Origin of the sequence: Streptomyces sp. FH025, assembly GCF_017427025.1 — a bacterium.
Taxonomy (GTDB): Bacteria; Actinomycetota; Actinomycetes; order Streptomycetales; family Streptomycetaceae; genus Kitasatospora.
Window position 1 is genome coordinate 1 of record NZ_JAFLNG010000116.1, and the last position, 15,273, is coordinate 15,273.

Consider the following 15,273-nt stretch of genomic DNA (forward strand, 5'->3'; position numbering starts at 1 on the left):
GCACCGCCCGCCCGGCGCCGTACGACCTGCTGGTCAAGCCCCGGCTCAAGGGCGACGAGCTGACTCTGGACTTCATCAACCAGGGCCGCCAGGGCGCGGTGTTCGCCCTCTACCCGGCTCCCGGCGAGGCCCCCCTGCACTACACCGTCGCGGCGAAGAGCCGCCTGTCGGACGTGTGGAAGGTCGGGCCCGCCGGCTACGACCTGCGCGTCCACGGCCCGAACGGCGCGCTGTGGCACCTGCGCGGCGACAGTGCCTCGGCGTACGAGGTGTCGCTGTCCGAGGAGGGCGGCGGCCGGGTGCTGGAGGTGGACGTGATCAACCGCTCGCGCACCGCCCAGACCTTCCTCGTCGGCGACCTCGCCTACGGCGACGGGCTGCGCGAGGTGCGCGTGGCGGCCGGCGACGACCGCACCGTCAACCTCAAGGTGGGGCCCGAGGGCTGGTACGACGTCACCGTCGCCGTGCGCGGCGACCTGACCTTCCGCCGCCGCATCGCCGGCCGCTTCCCCTGGGACGAGCGCACCCTCACCGACCCCGCCATCGGCCTGGCCGACCCGCTCGCCGTGGAGGTCACCCTCGGCGCCGCCTCGGCCACCATCGACGAGCCGATCCTGCTGCCCGGACGCCCCGCCAAGGTCACCGCCACCTTCACCGCCACCGCCGCCGCCCTCACCCAGCTGGAGGCGCAGCCCGTCGTCCCGCCGGGCTGGGCCATCGCGCCGGTCACCGCGCCGCCCGCCTCGCTGGCCGCCGGTGCCAGTGCCAGTGCGGTGTGGGAGGTCACCCCGCCCGCTGTCCTGCCCGACGGTGCCGCGTATCGCCTGCTGGTCACCGCCCGGGCCCTGGCCGGGGACCGCTTCGCCGTCGCCGACGGCGAACTCGCCGCCCGCACCGCCCCGGTGATGGCCGGGCACCTGCTCGGCGAGGACTTCGAGTCGCTGGCCGGGGTGCTGCGGCCGGAGTCCGGGCTGCTCGGCTGGACGGCGCAGGCTCCTGCGGGCTGGTCGGTGGTCAATGCTTCTGGCATGCCGCAGGGGACGGTGCGGTTGCAGGGTTGGACGTTCCACACCAAGCGCGAGTGGGCCGCGCTCGGGGCCCAGGACCGTGAGAAGTTCACCCGGGCGCTGGGGATCGTCGCCGTCGCCGACCCCGACGACTGGGACGACACCGGCTCGCCGTCGCGCAAGGGTGTGTTTGATTCCACCCTGGTCTCCCCTGCCGTCCCGATCCCGGCGGGCGCTGAGGCCCTATACCTGGCCTTCGACTCGCACTACCGGCAGGAGGCGCCGCAGAAGGCGTCGGTGACGGCGGTGTTCGACAACGGTACGGAGGCTCGGCTGGTGTTCTACAGTGCCGACGCGACCGGCAACGACAACGCCGGCAAGGACGTGCAGAACGCTCAGGTGACCCGCCGCTTCGCCGTCCCGGCGGGCGCTCGCTCGGTGACGCTGAAGTTCCGCATGTACGACGCGGGCAACAACTGGTACTGGGCGGTGGACCACGTCCGCCTGGACACCCGCCCGATCAGCGGCTGAGCAACGCTGCCCGGGGCGTGAGCGCTGCTCACGCCCCGGGCAGGCCGAGGGCCACGGCGGCCTCGGCGCCCGGAAGCCCGGCGCTGTAGCCCCGGAAAGCATTGGCGCCCCCGGCCATCCCCACGGGGGAACGACGGATGACCGGGGTGCTTGGGGCGGCGGTCAGGCCGCGTAGAACAGGCTGGTGGCTTCCTGGATCTCCAGAACGGTCATAACGAAGTCCTCAGGGCCACCACCCCACGGGTCGGTGATGCCCTCACCGAGGATGCGAACCGGGCGCTGCGGACCGGCCAGCACTTCGACGGCCAGAGCGGTTTCGTCGTCGACCGCGATCAGGTCGTCGGCCCAGGAGAGGAGTTCCTCGTCCAGCACCTGGCCCCGGTGCTCGGTGAGGTCGTAGCCGAAGGCGGCGGCGGCCTCGATCATCAGCGGGTGGGCGGGCTTGCCGACGTGCCAGTTGCGGGTGCCGGCCGAGCGCACGTCGAGTGCTCCGCCGGACCGCTCGGCGATGATCAGGGCCGCGATCGGGGACCGGCAGTGGTTGCCCTTGCAGACCACCAGTACCCGCCGTGGCTTACCCATCGACGTTCACCCGTTCGATCTCGAACGTGATCACCCCGAGGGCTTCCTTGTGAGGCGGGAAGATCGCCTGGATCGCCCGCAGCTGGTCGGCCTCGGTCGCGTTCGGGTTGACCGCCTTCACGTCCTCGGTGGCGAACATCTCCTTGAACGTCCGGTACCGGCCGATGCGCTTGACGCGAGTCAGGCACTCCTCACCGCGACAGGTGAAGTTGAGCAGGTCCCCGGCTTTGACCCGCTTCATCGAGTCGTAGGCCACGCGGACTTCGACGGTCTTGGAGCCGTCGGCGATCAGGTCGAAGTACTGCTTGTAGATCTGGATGTTGCGGGGACGGCCATGCGCCTGGGACTGGTTCCTGGCAGGCTGGCGGGTGGTCATCAGGGCTTCCAATGCGGTCGTGGTGTAGGACCGGTAGAAGTGCCTCGGGTTGCTGAGCATCAGCTCACCGACACCCGCGAGCGCGTCCACGTAGTCCGCTTGCGTGCCGGGCCACACAGCCGGGTTCAGCAGCCACTCCGCAGTGCTGCCTCCCACCGCCTCTCCGGCGTCAGCAGACGCGTTCAGGAGGCTCTTGGAGAGCTTCCCGCCGTCGCTGCCGAGGATCTGAGGGGTGAAGACGCGCAGAGGCACCGGGCTGGCCGGTACACCGATCGCGGCGTGCGCGCCGTCGACGAGCTGGCAGCCGAACGCCCAGTCTCCGCCTTTCACCATGATGTGCAACGTGCTGTCCCCGGGCAGGTAGGACCGTTCTTTGACCACGTTGCGATAGAGGGTCGAGAGGTCGAGGTAGCCGCCACCGAGCGGCGTGACGTCCACCTCGTACCATCCGTGCGCGTGGCACCGCGCCTCGAACAACGCCCCAGAGCCGTCGAGTTCCAGTAGCCGGGTGTGGTCGGCGTACTTCTCCGCCCACCCGCATACCGGGCAGGGCAGCCGAATGTGAGCGGTGCCGCTGGCCGGGGCCAGCCAGAACCGGATCTCGTCCAGGAACTCCAGCGTCCGCAGGAACTCGGCCCGGAACTCCGGGCCGGCCTGCTGCTCGCTGTAGGTGCCAACCCGGTAATCGATGCCCGTATGGCGGGCCATCGCGTCCAGGAGCGGCGCGTAGTGCTCGGCGACCACGGCCCGGATGCCGTTGTCACCGTGTTGGTGGTGATACGTCAGCTGGTGCTTGCGGCCGCCCCGGGTGATCGTCTCGGCCGGGGCGTTGTCCAGCGCCGTGAAATCAACGACCGTCTCAACCCCGAACTCGTCCCGCGCCCGCTCGGCGACCAAGAACGACAGGGACTGCACCAGGTGCGTACCGATGTGCGGCCGCCCATTGAGTTGCGTCCCCACGGTGAACTCGATCCGTTCCGTCCCGGTCTCCAGGAGGCGCGGGCGGAGAACATCCAACGCATCATCAACAGCGTTGGCCAGCACGGTGTTCGGCGACCTGAGGAAGTCAGTGGTGTTCAAGTCATGCCTCCGCTCTGCTTACGAACCGCCGGGTGGGCGGCTCAGTGCTGGTGCCGGTGGCGCATGCACTCCGCATGCGAGGCCGAGCCGGTTTGCAGCCTCGCCGGCAGGCGGAGAACTCGGCCCGGCGAGTCCCGTGCCGGCTTCCCCCGGGTGGTGAGGCCGTGCGCGGTGGCAGCGCTCATCTTCGGCTCCCTCTCCTTCACCATGCGCGGGGTGCGGGCTAGACCATAGGGGCGTTGGCCAACGGCACTCAACGAAGTTGCTCATAGTTGCTGGAGGTTCGCCCGAGAGGGCCTCGATGCCGTCAAGCGCTTGACCTCGGAGTGGTCACAGAGCGAAGGTCAGAGGTGCCATGCGGCCCGATCACGGGGGGAGCAACATGCGGCAACAGAGCAGCGACGGCGATGACTTGACCGCTACGTTCTACTGCACGGACCCCGAATCACAAGGCGGAGTCGAGTGCGAGACGTTCTATGAGACCGACCGTGGCTCCTGGATCGTGCAGCTCAAGAAGCGCGGACCGAAGGTTCAGGATCAGCTCGTCGCACTGGCCGATGACGAGACGTTCGGGGAGATGTCCGGGCGGACCATGGATGTGTTCGTGCGGAAGTACGTCAGGGAGCGCTATGGAATTGATCTCGGCGTCGCGCCGAATTGAGCTGCTGTTCGGTGAGCCCGCCCAAGAGGTTCGAAAGCTTGAGCTGCGGGACTTCTATGAGGTGGACCGCCCGTTGTTCGAGGCATGGCGCGCAGGCGATACTGAGACGGTCGAGGAGACGATGCGTGGGCATCGCGCGTTCCTGGCCGGGAAGGCCGCTGCCGGCTTCCCTTACCGGCGTGTGCGGGTCGTCTCCGAACCGCTCTCGGACTACCAGCGGATGGCGGTCGAGTTGGTCGACCCCACGGAACGTCTTCGGTGGCTTCCCCGCCCTCTCGTATCGGCGCTTCCCTTGCCGGGGAACGACTGTCTGATCCGGGATGACCTGGTGGTCTTCAACCTCATCGGGGGAGACAGCCAGCAGACCGACATCCAGCTCTCGACCGATCCGGACGTGATCCGGTTCTGTAACGAGGCGTTCGAGCAGGCATGGTCGCTTGGCGTCCCCAATGGTGAGTACAAGCCGTAACGACATGTCCGACCAGGAACCATCCGAGTCCGCAAGGCGCGCTTTCGGGACTCAGCTCAAGGAACTCCGTCGGGATGCCCACCTTTCCGGTGTCGAACTCGCGCAGCGCTGTGGTTGGCACAAGACCAAGGTGTCGAAGATCGAGCACGGGACGCAGAGCCCGACCGAGGAAGACATTCGAAGGTGGGCAGCGGCCTGTGCCGTCGAGGGGCAGACTCCCGAACTCATCGCGATGAGTCGTGAGATCGAGCAGATGTGGACCGACTACAAGCGATGGCACCGGCCGGGGATGAAGCGTCTCCAGTTCCAAGCGATGGACTTGTACGCGAAGACCAAGCTGCTCCGCGTGTACGAGTCGCTGTTCATCCCCGGCTTCCTACAGACGGTCGAGTACGCCAAGGCACAGTTCACCATCCATGCCAAGCTGCACGGCCTGCCGTTGGATGACGTTGAGGAAGCGGCACAGAACCGCATGGTCCGGAAACGGTTCCTCGGCACCGGGGCGCCGATATTTTCATTCCTCATGGAAGCCTCAGCGCTAACTAACAATACGGGCGGTGCTGAGGTGATGAACGGGCAACTTGACCACCTCCTGGAGGTGTCCAGGCTCCCGTACGTGTCCATCGGGATCATCCCGCAAGGCCGACCACGGTCGCTCTACCCCGGTGAGGGCTTCTACCTGTTCGACGAGAGCTTGCTCAAGCAAGAGTTCTGGTCGGGGGCGTTCCAGACGTCCAGACCCGAGAACATCTCGTACTTCGCTCGCGTGTTCGCCGCTCTGCGGGACCAAGCCGTGTTCGGCACTGCCGCCCGGGACGAGATCGAGGCGGCCCGCGGCCGCCTTCAAGGGATCTGATGACCATCGGCTGATCGTCTCCGAGCTCTTCGGAGCATCTGACGAGCCGTTGACCACATGCCGCCCACATCGAACACGACTGATTTCCCGCGATATGTCGGAGACCAGGGAAGGAGCGGGCCCGGGCCTACGACGCGGCGCAGCATGGCCACGGACTCCGCTTGAGAGGGCGCGAGGCCCCACCACCCGAGAGCGGGTGGTGGGGCCCTGAGCAGCACGAATCAGACGGTGCCGAACTCGCCGCTGCGGACGGCGGCGACGAAGGCCGACCAAGCGTCGGCCCGGAAGACCAGGGCAGGGCCCTCGGGGTCCTTGGAGTCCCGGACGGGAACGGTGTGAACAGCGTTCGCAGCGACCTCGATGCAGTTCCCGCCTTGGGTGCTGTATGAACTCTTATGCCAAGCGACGTTGCGTAGATCATCCATGCTCAAAGCCTTTCCGCACATCTCGAATGAGCTCGATGCTCGCTGCTCTGGGCAACGCCTCGGCCTGGAGGTGATCGTACTCAGTGGCCCACTCGGCCAGCGTCTCCGGATCACGTTCGAGGTAGCCGCGCCGCTGCGTCTCGCCGTACCCCACGATGACCCTATTCGGCATGGTCAGCAACGTAATTGGGTGCCCGAACGGCCGGTTCTCTCCTGCCGAGATAGGGCAAACCTGCACCAGGAAACGGGGACGTGAAGCGAGCGCTTCCAGGTGCCTGAGTTGCGTCACCATGACGTCCCGACCACCGATCGGCCGCCGTAGCGCCCCCTCATCTATCACCGCCTGAACGTGCGGCGCCGGATCTCGGGCGAGGGCCTGCTGCCTGAGCAGCACCTTCTCGGTCCGTTCGTCGGCCTGCTGCTGAGTTGCGATCCCCCGCAGGACAGGCGCTTCCTGAAAAGCTCGGCTGTACTCGGGGGTCTGGAGCAGACTCGGAATGATGTTGATCTCGAACAGCCTCAGGGCGACAGCTTTCACCTCGTTGCGCAGGTACTCAACGAAGCCCTCAAACAAGACCCGCTGACCGGACGCACTCCACTCCCTGAGGAACTGTTCTCCGGAGCCAAACGCTCGGTCAAGTGCCATCAGGATCTGTTGACTTGGTTTCCTTCGACCGTGTTCAAGCGCGGAGATGTACGACGATGTGCAGCCGATCAGCTCGGCAAGGTATTCCTGTGTCCAGCCCCGCTGCTCGCGCGACTTGCGAAGTAGTGCGCCGAACTCGGCCGCTGGGGATGCCTGGGGGTCAAGGTCCCGCTTGTTCAAGGCTATTCGTCCTACCAATCTGACACCGTGGGACAAGTTGAACAGTTCCGGAGCATAGAGGACAGTGAGCGCTCTCGGTAGTCATCGAACTACGGAACGGAGCCTCCCCATGGCGCGTAAGCGCACCCCCACGCCCCCCACCGGCCGCCCGAAGGCCGCCATCTACCGCCCGAAGCCCGGTGAGTTGGTCACGGACATCAGGACGAACACGAACGTCGTGTACATGGGCACGGAGCGCGGACTCGCCTACGTGCGCCCCGTGGGCGGCGGCCTGGAACGGGAGGTCGACCCCGCCGGCCTGGCGCCGCTGCCCGACGGGCCGCAGATCGTCGTGCGCATCGTCCCGAGCGAGCCGCGCGGCTCCAACTCCCCTGCGGATGCCGCGTGAACCGCTCCCCCGGTGCCGATCCGCCGCTCGCGCGCTGGACTGTCCGGGCCGACGACAGCCCGCGCCTCGCCCCGGCCGCGTTCGTCATGATCTGCCAGGGGTGCGGATTCGACTCCCGCACCGTCCGCAGCGCGGACGAGACCTCGGCGTGGGCCGCCCGGCACGCTGCGCGCAACCACGGCGACGGCCACCGCGAGTTCCGGCTGCTGGCGGACGTGCCGATGGTGGCAACCCCGGCCGACTGACCGTCCCCACACCCACTACTCAAGGAGAAACAGATGTCGGACAACGACGCCAAGAAGGAACCCCGCCGCCGGCTCGGCGCGCTGGTGCTGGTCCGCAGCACGGACGGCCTGATCCTCCTGATCAAGCCCACCTACCGGCCGGGCCTCCAGCTGCCCGGCGGTTCCGTCCACCCCGGCGAGCAGATCGCCGACGCCGCGGCGCGCGAGCTGGCCGAGGAGACCGGCCTGCACCGCAGGATCGCCCACCACCTGGGGGTCGACCAGGTCCCGGCCAACCCGTCGACGGGGGCCGTCGAGGGCTTCAACTTCATCTGCGACGGCGGGTTCGCCACCGATGAGGAGGTGGGACGCCTGGACCGTCAGGGCGTCCCCGTCGGTGCGGCCGAGGAGGTCCGGGGATACGCCTGGATCTCCCCGGACGAGCTGGACGCCCACACCGAGCCCTACATGGCGGCACGCATCCGGGCCGCCGTGCGGGCCGCCGACAACGGACAACGCCAACCGCTGCTCTACATCGGCTTCCCCGCCGAGGAACGCCACGCCGCGTAGGCACTCCCGCAGCCGCCCGGAGCGCTCCGGGCGGCTGCCCCGAACCCGCAGGAAGCCAACAGCCATGCCCGCCCAAAGACGCCAGCACACCGAACCGGTGACACCGCCGTGGTACGACAGCCCCGAAGGTGCCGCCTACGTACCACAGTTCGAGCTGAACACGGGCGGATGCCGGTGCCCTCAACGAGCGGCAGGACTCTGCGTGGAAGCCCTCGCACTGCCGCCCTGCGGAAGCTGGTACATCCACCACGACGGCCGCGTGGGCACGTTCGTCCGCCGCACCAAACGCCACGACCCGATCACCGGGACCATCGTGCAGACCGCCGTAACGTTCCAGTGCGTCAACAGCGACGGCCGCCGCGCCACCTGGTCACTCAAGTGCGCGGGCCCCCGGCCCGTCGCACGCCGTGCCGCCGCCGACGCGCGCTCGTGAACGGGCCCACACTCAAACCCGGTCGCGCAGTTCGTGCGGGAAAGCCGTTGGCACGTAGGACTGTTCAGTCTGTCCTGTCATCGCTTCTTCCGGGGCGCGCAGGCGGGCACGGGCCTGCCGAAGGTAGCAGTCGCGCAACAGCGCTGGCGCTTGGCCGCACACAGGGCGTTTCGATGTCCGTCCACTCGCCGGCGCGCTGCGCGGTGCCACCCACCGGGCCCGCCGTGAGTCAGATCGGCAGGTTCCAGGTGGGGCCGTCCTCGGTGCCGATCCACACGCGCTGGCCGTCGCCGTCGATCGTGATGCCGAAGCCCTGCTGGTGGGGGGCTCCGTGCTGCCGCCAGGCCTGGATGGCGGCCTCCACCTGGTCCCACAGGCGCAACGGGCCGCGCTGGGTGACGGTCCACCCGCCATCGGAGTTCGGCGCGGTGCGGGCATGGGATCCGGTCGCGGAGTCGACGAGGATCTGCTGCTCTCCGGCGCCGATGATCTCGGCGGAGGGGGCGGCGAGTTGGGCGACCCACTTGCCGGTCCAGTCGCTCAGGATCGTCGGGTCGATCTCGGAGGGCCTCGCGTCGCCGGAGAGCAGGGTGATGGGCTGGCGCGGCGGCCGGTCGTGCGGCCGGGCGACCATGAAGTTCACGTGGCCGGGCAGGAAACGGCCGCTCGCGCACCCGGGCCCGGTGACGGTGAGGAGCGCGAGACCGAAGGCGAAGCTCCACCCGGTGAACGTGGCGAGGATCTTCCCGCCGGGCCTGACCTGGTGGAGCCACGGGAGGGGGAGGTAGCGGATCGAGCAGGTCGCGATCAGCCGGTCGTACGGTCCGCCGTCGGCGTACCCGGCAAGGCCGTCACCGATGACGAGGGTGGGAGAGTAGCCCGCGGCTTTGATCGCCTCCGCCGCCCGCGCGCCGATCCCCGGATCGACTTCGACGCTCACGACGTTGTGCTCCCCGAGGCGGTGAGCGCCGAGGGCGGTGGAGTAGCCGGTGCCGGTGCCGATCTCCAGCACCCGGTGTCCGGCTTCAGCGCCGAGTTGCTGCCACATCTCCAGCACGAGGGAGGGAAGAGTGGAGGAGGACGAAGGGGCTCCGACCGCCGCCCCCTGTACGTCCGACGGGCTCAGGTGGCCGTCGAGCTGCGTGACCAGCGTCTGGTCGCGGTAGATCCCTTCCAGTCGGCCGGGGTCGCCGTGGAGGACCGGTGCGTAGGCCGTGGGCGCGCTCGCAGGCACGGTGAGGAAGTACTCGGGGACGAACGCTTCGCGCGGCACGGCGGCCGCAGCTGCCCGCCAGGCCGGGTCGGCGAGGACGCCGTCGCCGGTGAGCCGGTCGACGAGGGCGGCGCGCAGTTCGGCAGGGGTGCTCACGGCTTGGTGCCTCTCTGGAGTCGGTCGGCCAGGGCCTCGGCGATCAGGCCGGTGATCGGCGGCGGGAACCACGCCCACTGGCCGTTCGCGTTGCACTCGAAGAAATGCCAGCGCCCGGCGGCGTCGACACCGAAGTCGAAGGCGCCGAAGACCAGGCCGAAGGCGTCGAGGTAGCGGGCCACAGCCCCGGCGACGTCCTCGGGAACCGGGACCTGAGTGTAGGTCAGAAGGTTCTGGTATCGGCGCCAGTCGAGGTCGGGGCCGTCGATCCGGACCGCGAACAGCCGCTCGCCGACGGCGGTGAGGCGTACGTCGTACGCCTTGTCCACCTTGGCCTGGAACAGGTGGGGGCAGGCCGCGACCGCGTCGGTGATCTCCTGCGGCCGCACCTCGGACACCCACGCCTGCACGGCGCGGCCGTCCTCTCCCTTGTACGGGCTGTTCCACAGCGGCTTGTAGACGGCGCCGCCGGCCTGCGCCCGGCAGAACTCGCGGGCTTCGGCCGGGTTGGTCGTGATGACGGTGGCCGGGACGGTGAAGCCGCTGGTGAGCGCGGTGTGGAGCTGGGCGGGCTTGTGCTCGGCCTCGCGGACCCGCCAGGGGTGGTTCACGTAGTGGGCGCCAGGCAGCGCAGCCAGGATGCCGCCGACCCCCCAGTAGGCCTGAGAGCGGGCGAACGCCGCGTCCTGCCCCTCCATCCCGGCCGGGGCCTCGTACATCGAGGGCCGGCGGTACCAGACGGAGCGGACGCGACCGAGGTCGAGGACGCGGGTGGCGGTGGTGAGGGTGCCGCACTGGCCACCCCCCTCGTAGCGGGTGGTCAGCGCGGCACCCTGCTGGAGATCGATCCCAGGGTCGGTGCGGACGACCGGTACGCCCCGTTCGGCCAGGATGCGGAGCACCACGTCGGCTGTGGCGTCGTAGGGGTTGGTCAGGACCAGCACGGCCTATGGCCGATCGTCGGTCATCAGCCGCTTCCCTGGTCCTGGTCGTTGGTGGTGATGCTGTCCATGTCGGTGGGCGCGGCCTGCCCCCCACTGTTCCCGTCGCCGCCGCCCTGACCGGTGTTGGTCGGGCTGCTGGTGTCGGTGCTGGTGCCGTGCGCTCCCATCTCGACCTGCCGGCCTTCGCTGTCGAAGTAGACGGCGACCTGGGTCTCCGGGTCGATGACGGCGGTGAGGCCGGGGACCGGCTCTGCGTCGGGGTAGGGCCGCATGCGGGTAGTGCCCCACGGCGGTTCGGGCAGTCGGGTCATCCCGGATGTACCTCCTTCGCGCGCGCCGACCCGCATGGTCGACAGCGCCAGCAGGCTCCCACGCTGAGTGGTCGAAAGAGTACGTACCGCGACACGAAGGGCTCCTTCGCCGAGGGTTCCGGCCAACTCGCACGGGCCCGGCCGCGCTGGTCACGGCGCTCGGGATGAGGCGGGGGCCGTCCGGCGGACCGGTGCGGGGGTCCGTGACCAGGGCCAGGACCGTGCGGCCGCCGGACGTCAGAGGATCCCCGACATGACCTGATCTCGCTCTTCACCGATGCGGGAGTCCACCCCGGTGGCATCCGCTGCGGTTCGTCGCCGCCCAGGAGCGGCTGGACACGCTATTGGGGGGTCGCTGGCCCGCCGGGGGCGCGGCGCGGGACTCACGCCCCGGGCAGGCCCAATGCCGGCGGCCTCGGCGGTGTTCGCGTGGTGGGCCGCCTGGCGGGCGACGGGCAGCCACACCGGTGCGAAGCGCCGCTCGTACTGGGCGCGCCACTCGCGCAGCAGGGCGGCGGTGCGGACCGGGATGCGGTGGGACCACAGGTCGATGCCCGCGAGCTGGGCGCGGGTCAGGTGGCCCGGGCGCGGCAGGTCCTGTCCGCCGACGCGTAGGTCCCACTGGTCGGCGACTTGACGCAGGGCGGTGAGCTGGGTGTGGAGGGCCCGCAGCAGGGGGCGCTGTCCTCGGGGCGCGCCGCGTCAAGGAGTTGGGTGAGCAACGTGCCGCGTTCGCGCGCAACCGGGCGGCGCAGGCCGCCGGGTTGCGTGAGAAGTCGGCCGGGCCGACTTCTCACGCAATCCTTTTCAGGTGGTGGGGAGTTCGCCCGTCCTGACACCGGCGACGAAGAACGCCCAGGCGTTCAGCAGGGAAGACCAGTGCAGGCCCGTCGGGGTCCTTGGAGTCTCGAACGGCCATTTCACCGGTGGTGACACGCCCACTCTCACCCGGATCCGTTCCGTGACGGCCTCGAACCGGGTGCGGTCGAATTGCTGACCTGGCGTCAGGACGGTTGGGAGCCTTCGTCTTTGGGCAGCGGGCCCGCAGCCCGCCCGCGGCCGCGCGATGTCCGCGGCCCCGGGCCCAGTGGCGCCCGCAGGAGCGCGCGCACCACCGGCAGACGCGTCACCAGTGCGCGTCTTACGCGGTCGGGTCCCAGTCCGCGAGCTGCTCCATCGGCTCGGTGTCGCCGGTGTTCTCCAGGCTGTCGAGCGGAATGCGCGCGTAGAAGTAGAGGACCAGATCGCTCGCCGCGCCTCGCATCACCAGGTCGCCCGGCTCCGCGTCGGCGGCGAGGTCGTCGCAGCGGACGCCGTCGGCGTTGAGGGTCAGGCGCCAGGAGCCGCCCTCGATCGCGTGCAGGTCGATGGTCGCCGGCTTGAACGGCCAGGGGACGGTCGTCGCCGAAACGGTCGTCAGGAACTCGTCGACGCCCTCGACCGCGACGTCCGTCGGCAGCGGCTGTGCGGCGCCCTGGGTGAGCTGGACGTCGTAGGTGTGGACGGCGATCTCCTGGACCTGGTGCCGGGCCAAGGCTCCGCTGGTCTGCGGGGCCTGCGAGCGGCCCCACCAGGTCCAGCAGCCGCGGTCCGGGCCGGCCTCGCGCATCGCTTCGAGCATGAGCTCCGTCGACTCGGCGAGCCAGGCGTCCAGGGCTTCGCGGTCGCGGGGCGCGGTCGGGGCGCCCTTCGGGTCCGTCTTCGCCGGGGGCTCGGCGCCCGGGCCCGCCGCGACGATGGCGGCCTGGCGGCGGCGGCCGTCACCGAGGTGCTGCGCCAGTTCGCGCAGCGTCCAGTCCGGGCAGCTCGGGACCTGGACGTCAAGGTCGGGGGCGGACGCGATCGCGGCGCGGAACGCGGCCGAGCGGTCTTCGATCAGCCGCAGGACCTCGGGGAACTCCAAGATTTTTTGCACGGCGATTGTGTATCACGGTGCTCCGGCCGCCGGGTAGCGAATTTGTCGGACGAACGCGTCGACGGCCGGGCGGGGCGCCGGCGCCGAAGCCGTCCTGAAACTCCGCGCACTGATAGAACTCATCCCGGAATCTTGGCAGTTCAGCGGTCACGTCCCGCTCGACCCGATGGTGAAGCAGAGTCATCCCCGCGGCCTTCGTCGTGATGGTGTGCGTTGAAGATCAAGCTGGTCGCACGGCGGCCTCGGCGGTGTTCGCGTGGTGGGCCGCCTGGCGGGCGACGGGCAGCCACACCGGTGCGAAGCGCCGCTCGTACTGGGCGCACCAGTCCCGCAACAGGGCGCCAGCCGGGCCTGGGCCGGCGGCGCGGCGCAGCAGGGCGGCGGCGCGGACCGGGATGCGGTGGGACCACAGGTCGATGCCCGCGAGCTGGGCGCGGGTCAGGTGGCCCGGGTGCGGGAGGTCCTGTCCGCCGGCGTGGGGGTCCCACTGGTCGGCGAGTTGGCGCAGGGCGGTGAGCTGGGTGTGGAGGGCCCGCAGCAGGGCGCTGTCGTCGGGGCGCGCCGCGTCGAGGAGTTGGGTGAGCCGTGTGCCGCGTTCGCGCAGGCGGGCGGCGCAAGCGGTGAGGCGTTCGGGGGCGTCGTCGGCGGGGCGGGTGTCGCCGAGGTGGTCGGTGGTGAAGGCGGGCACTTCGACGATGACCGTCCCGCCGCCGTGGCGCTGGGGGGCGAACCAGGTGCCGGCCTCGGCGCCGGCGCCGGGGGTGAGCATGCCGGTGGTGTGCTCCTGGTGGTCGATGTGGTGCGGTGCCATGAGGAAGACGCCGGGGCCCGAGGTGTGCAGCCGGAAGGTGTCGTAGGAGCCGGTTTCGATCGGAATGGCGAGTTCGGCGGCGGACTTGGCGAAGGGCTCGGCGAGGGCGGGCGCGTCGAAGGTGCACTGGGTGAAGGTGCCGCCGACGTCTGCGGTGTGCAGGGAGAGTTGGAGCGAGGGTCGCAGTTCGTCGATCAGGTCGAGGAGGATGCGGCTCTCGGGCAGGCGGCCGCCGATGGCCGGTGCCCATTCGGGCTGTTCGTCGGCGGCGGGGCGGTAGTAGCCGGCGAAGTAGTCGGGCAGGGTGCGGGCGGTCAGGCTGCCCTCGGCGAGGTGGGCGCCGTCGGGGTCGAGGCAGAGCAGGAGGTGCCAGGTGCGGGTTTCGTGCAGGTCGGGGCGGGCCAGGACGCGGTGGGCGAGTTCCAGGAGGCCGGCGCGGCCGGAGAACTCGTCGGCGTGGGCGCCGCTGAGTGCCAGGACGTGGTCGGGGCCGTGGCCGATCGTCAGCAGGATCAGCGGGCGGCCTTCGCGGGAGGTGCCGAGGGTGCGCACCCGGCACAGTTCGGGGTAGCGAAGAGCGAAGTGGTGTGCGGCGTCGGTGAGTTCGTCGAGGGTGGGGTAGCGGTCGTGGTGCAGGACGGCCCGGCCCGCGGCGGTCGAGGTGTCGGTTGTCATCGCTGCCCTCCCCCGTACGTACGGTTGCGCCCGCCGCGCCGACGGCGGGTGCCGGACGACACCCTGGCAGGTGGCGCCGGGGCCTGCCAGGGCCCGGTCAGGGTTCAGCGGCCGGGGATGCTGCCGCCGCCGTCGACGCACAGGGTCTGGCCAGTGATGAAGCCGGCGTCGTCGCCGAGGAGGAAGCAGACGGCGGCGGCGACTTCGTCGGGCCGGCCCAGGCGTCCCATCGGGATGGTGCGCAGGAGGGCCGCCTCGGCCTCGCTTCCGGCGGGGCGGTTCTTGTGGAAGAGCTCGGTGCCGATGGGGCCGGGGGCGACGGCGTTGACGGTGATGCCGTGGTCGGCGAGTTCGAGGGCCCAGGTGCGGGTCAGTCCGGTCAGGGCGTTCTTGGCGGCGGAGTAGCTGCTGCGGCCGCGGGCGCCGTAGATGGAGCGGCTGGTGATGTTGACGATCCGTCCCCAGCCGCGTTCCTTCATGCCGTCGACGAAGGCCTGGGTGGTCTGGACGGCGGCGCGCACGTTGAGGTCGAGCACGGCCTGGAGGCTGTCGAGGGCGATGCCGCCGAGCGGTTCGGGCAGGACGATGCCGGCGTTGTTGACGACGGCGTCCACCTGGTGGTCGCGGGTCAGGGCGTCCAGGGCCCGGGCGGTGGCCGGGGCGTCGGCGAGGTCGCAGGGGACGAAGGTGCCGGGGAAGCCGCCTTCGGGGGCGGTGCGCGCGATGCCCAGGACGTGGGCGCCGCCGTCGGCGAGTCGGCGGCTGACGGCCAGTCCGATGCCCCGGGAGGCGCCGGTGACCAGGATCGTGTTCGCGGGCA

General features: G+C 70.1%; 19 protein-coding genes. 8 read left to right on the forward strand and 11 right to left on the reverse strand.

The genetic code is table 11. The features are described 5' to 3' along the window. Positions 1–1,538, forward strand: a 1,538-nt coding sequence (locus tag J0670_RS11525) for a phospholipase domain-containing protein (RefSeq protein ID WP_207811403.1), incomplete at its 5' end; no start/stop codon positions are given. 162 nt (positions 1,539–1,700) lie between these two features. Here the strand turns inward: J0670_RS11525 and J0670_RS11530 are convergent. Both J0670_RS11530 and J0670_RS39115 read right to left on the reverse strand, forming a co-directional pair. After that, complete coding sequence (locus J0670_RS11530) at positions 1,701–2,120, reverse strand: low molecular weight phosphatase family protein (protein ID WP_207811404.1); 420 nt, start codon at positions 2,118–2,120, stop codon at positions 1,701–1,703. Further along, on the reverse strand, positions 2,113–3,576 hold the full coding sequence (locus J0670_RS39115; protein ID WP_243436882.1) for an ASCH domain-containing protein: 1,464 nt from the start codon (positions 3,574–3,576) through the stop codon (positions 2,113–2,115). The genes J0670_RS11530 and J0670_RS39115 overlap by 8 nt, the downstream gene beginning before the upstream one ends. A gap of 382 nt (positions 3,577–3,958) precedes the next feature. Here J0670_RS39115 and J0670_RS11540 point away from each other — a divergent pair, with 382 nt between their 5' ends. The 3 genes from J0670_RS11540 to J0670_RS11550 are packed head-to-tail and all read left to right on the forward strand — an operon-like array spanning position 3,959 to position 5,562. Beyond that, entirely contained in the window at positions 3,959–4,237 is a 279-nt protein-coding gene (locus J0670_RS11540; protein WP_207811405.1) for a hypothetical protein, read from the forward strand. Then, entirely contained in the window at positions 4,206–4,706 is a 501-nt protein-coding gene (locus J0670_RS11545) for a DUF6879 family protein (protein WP_207811406.1), read from the forward strand. Before J0670_RS11540 ends, J0670_RS11545 begins: the two co-directional genes overlap by 32 nt. A gap of 4 nt (positions 4,707–4,710) precedes the next feature. Beyond that, complete coding sequence (locus tag J0670_RS11550) at positions 4,711–5,562, forward strand: helix-turn-helix transcriptional regulator (protein ID WP_207811407.1); 852 nt, start codon at positions 4,711–4,713, stop codon at positions 5,560–5,562. A 221-nt stretch (positions 5,563–5,783) separates the two neighbouring features. On the opposite strand, the gene J0670_RS11555 is transcribed toward J0670_RS11550, so the two are convergent. Together J0670_RS11555 and J0670_RS11560 are read right to left on the reverse strand one after the other, a co-directional pair. Further along, positions 5,784–5,987, reverse strand: coding sequence for a DUF397 domain-containing protein (locus tag J0670_RS11555; RefSeq protein WP_243436883.1), 204 nt, complete (start codon positions 5,985–5,987; stop codon positions 5,784–5,786). Further along, positions 5,980–6,813: a helix-turn-helix transcriptional regulator gene (locus J0670_RS11560; RefSeq protein WP_207811409.1), complete on the reverse strand. Its 834-nt coding sequence runs from the start codon at positions 6,811–6,813 to the stop codon at positions 5,980–5,982. Before J0670_RS11560 ends, J0670_RS11555 begins: the two co-directional genes overlap by 8 nt. A 109-nt stretch (positions 6,814–6,922) precedes the next feature. Between J0670_RS11560 and J0670_RS11565 the strand changes: the two genes are divergently transcribed. The 4 genes from J0670_RS11565 to J0670_RS11580 all read left to right on the forward strand — a co-directional run bounded on the left by J0670_RS11565 (position 6,923) and on the right by J0670_RS11580 (position 8,428). Further along, a complete protein-coding gene (locus tag J0670_RS11565) occupies positions 6,923–7,201 on the forward strand; it encodes a hypothetical protein (RefSeq protein ID WP_207811410.1) in 279 nt (92 codons plus the stop codon). Then, positions 7,198–7,446 (forward strand): hypothetical protein, encoded by a 249-nt coding sequence (locus J0670_RS11570; RefSeq protein ID WP_207811411.1) that lies wholly within the window; start codon positions 7,198–7,200, stop codon positions 7,444–7,446. The genes J0670_RS11565 and J0670_RS11570 overlap by 4 nt, the downstream gene beginning before the upstream one ends. 33 nt (positions 7,447–7,479) lie before the next feature. After that, complete coding sequence (locus tag J0670_RS11575) at positions 7,480–7,995, forward strand: NUDIX domain-containing protein (RefSeq protein ID WP_207811412.1); 516 nt, start codon at positions 7,480–7,482, stop codon at positions 7,993–7,995. Positions 7,996–8,197: 202 nt separating this feature from the next. Beyond that, positions 8,198–8,428 (forward strand): hypothetical protein, encoded by a 231-nt coding sequence (locus J0670_RS11580; RefSeq protein ID WP_207811413.1) that lies wholly within the window; start codon positions 8,198–8,200, stop codon positions 8,426–8,428. Between the two features lie 229 nt (positions 8,429–8,657). Here the strand turns inward: J0670_RS11580 and tgmC are convergent, their stop codons facing one another. The 7 genes from tgmC to J0670_RS11615 form a co-directional block, all read right to left on the reverse strand. Beyond that, positions 8,658–9,797 carry an ATP-grasp peptide maturase system methyltransferase gene (gene tgmC, locus J0670_RS11585; protein ID WP_207811414.1) on the reverse strand — a complete coding sequence of 380 codons (1,140 nt, stop codon included), beginning with the start codon at positions 9,795–9,797 and terminating at the stop codon, positions 8,658–8,660. Next, positions 9,794–10,741, reverse strand: coding sequence for an ATP-grasp ribosomal peptide maturase (tgmB, locus tag J0670_RS11590; protein ID WP_307806483.1), 948 nt, complete (start codon positions 10,739–10,741; stop codon positions 9,794–9,796). Before tgmB ends, tgmC begins: the two co-directional genes overlap by 4 nt. Before the next feature lie 23 nt (positions 10,742–10,764). Then, on the reverse strand, positions 10,765–11,052 hold the full coding sequence (gene tgmA / locus J0670_RS11595) for a putative ATP-grasp-modified RiPP (RefSeq protein WP_207811415.1): 288 nt from the start codon (positions 11,050–11,052) through the stop codon (positions 10,765–10,767). Positions 11,053–11,845: 793 nt separating this feature from the next. After that, positions 11,846–11,971, reverse strand: a complete 126-nt coding sequence (locus J0670_RS40540) for a DUF397 domain-containing protein (protein WP_207811416.1) — start codon at positions 11,969–11,971, stop codon at positions 11,846–11,848. A 222-nt stretch (positions 11,972–12,193) separates the two neighbouring features. Next, the gene (locus tag J0670_RS11605; RefSeq protein ID WP_207811417.1) at positions 12,194–12,967 is read right to left on the reverse strand and encodes a maleylpyruvate isomerase N-terminal domain-containing protein; all 774 of its coding nucleotides are present in this window, start codon (positions 12,965–12,967) and stop codon (positions 12,194–12,196) included. 220 nt (positions 12,968–13,187) lie between these two features. Continuing rightward, positions 13,188–14,453 (reverse strand): M14 family zinc carboxypeptidase, encoded by a 1,266-nt coding sequence (locus J0670_RS11610; protein ID WP_207811418.1) that lies wholly within the window; start codon positions 14,451–14,453, stop codon positions 13,188–13,190. Between the two features lie 104 nt (positions 14,454–14,557). After that, entirely contained in the window at positions 14,558–15,259 is a 702-nt protein-coding gene (locus tag J0670_RS11615; RefSeq protein ID WP_307806484.1) for an SDR family oxidoreductase, read from the reverse strand. Positions 15,260–15,273: the final 14 nt, after the last annotated feature.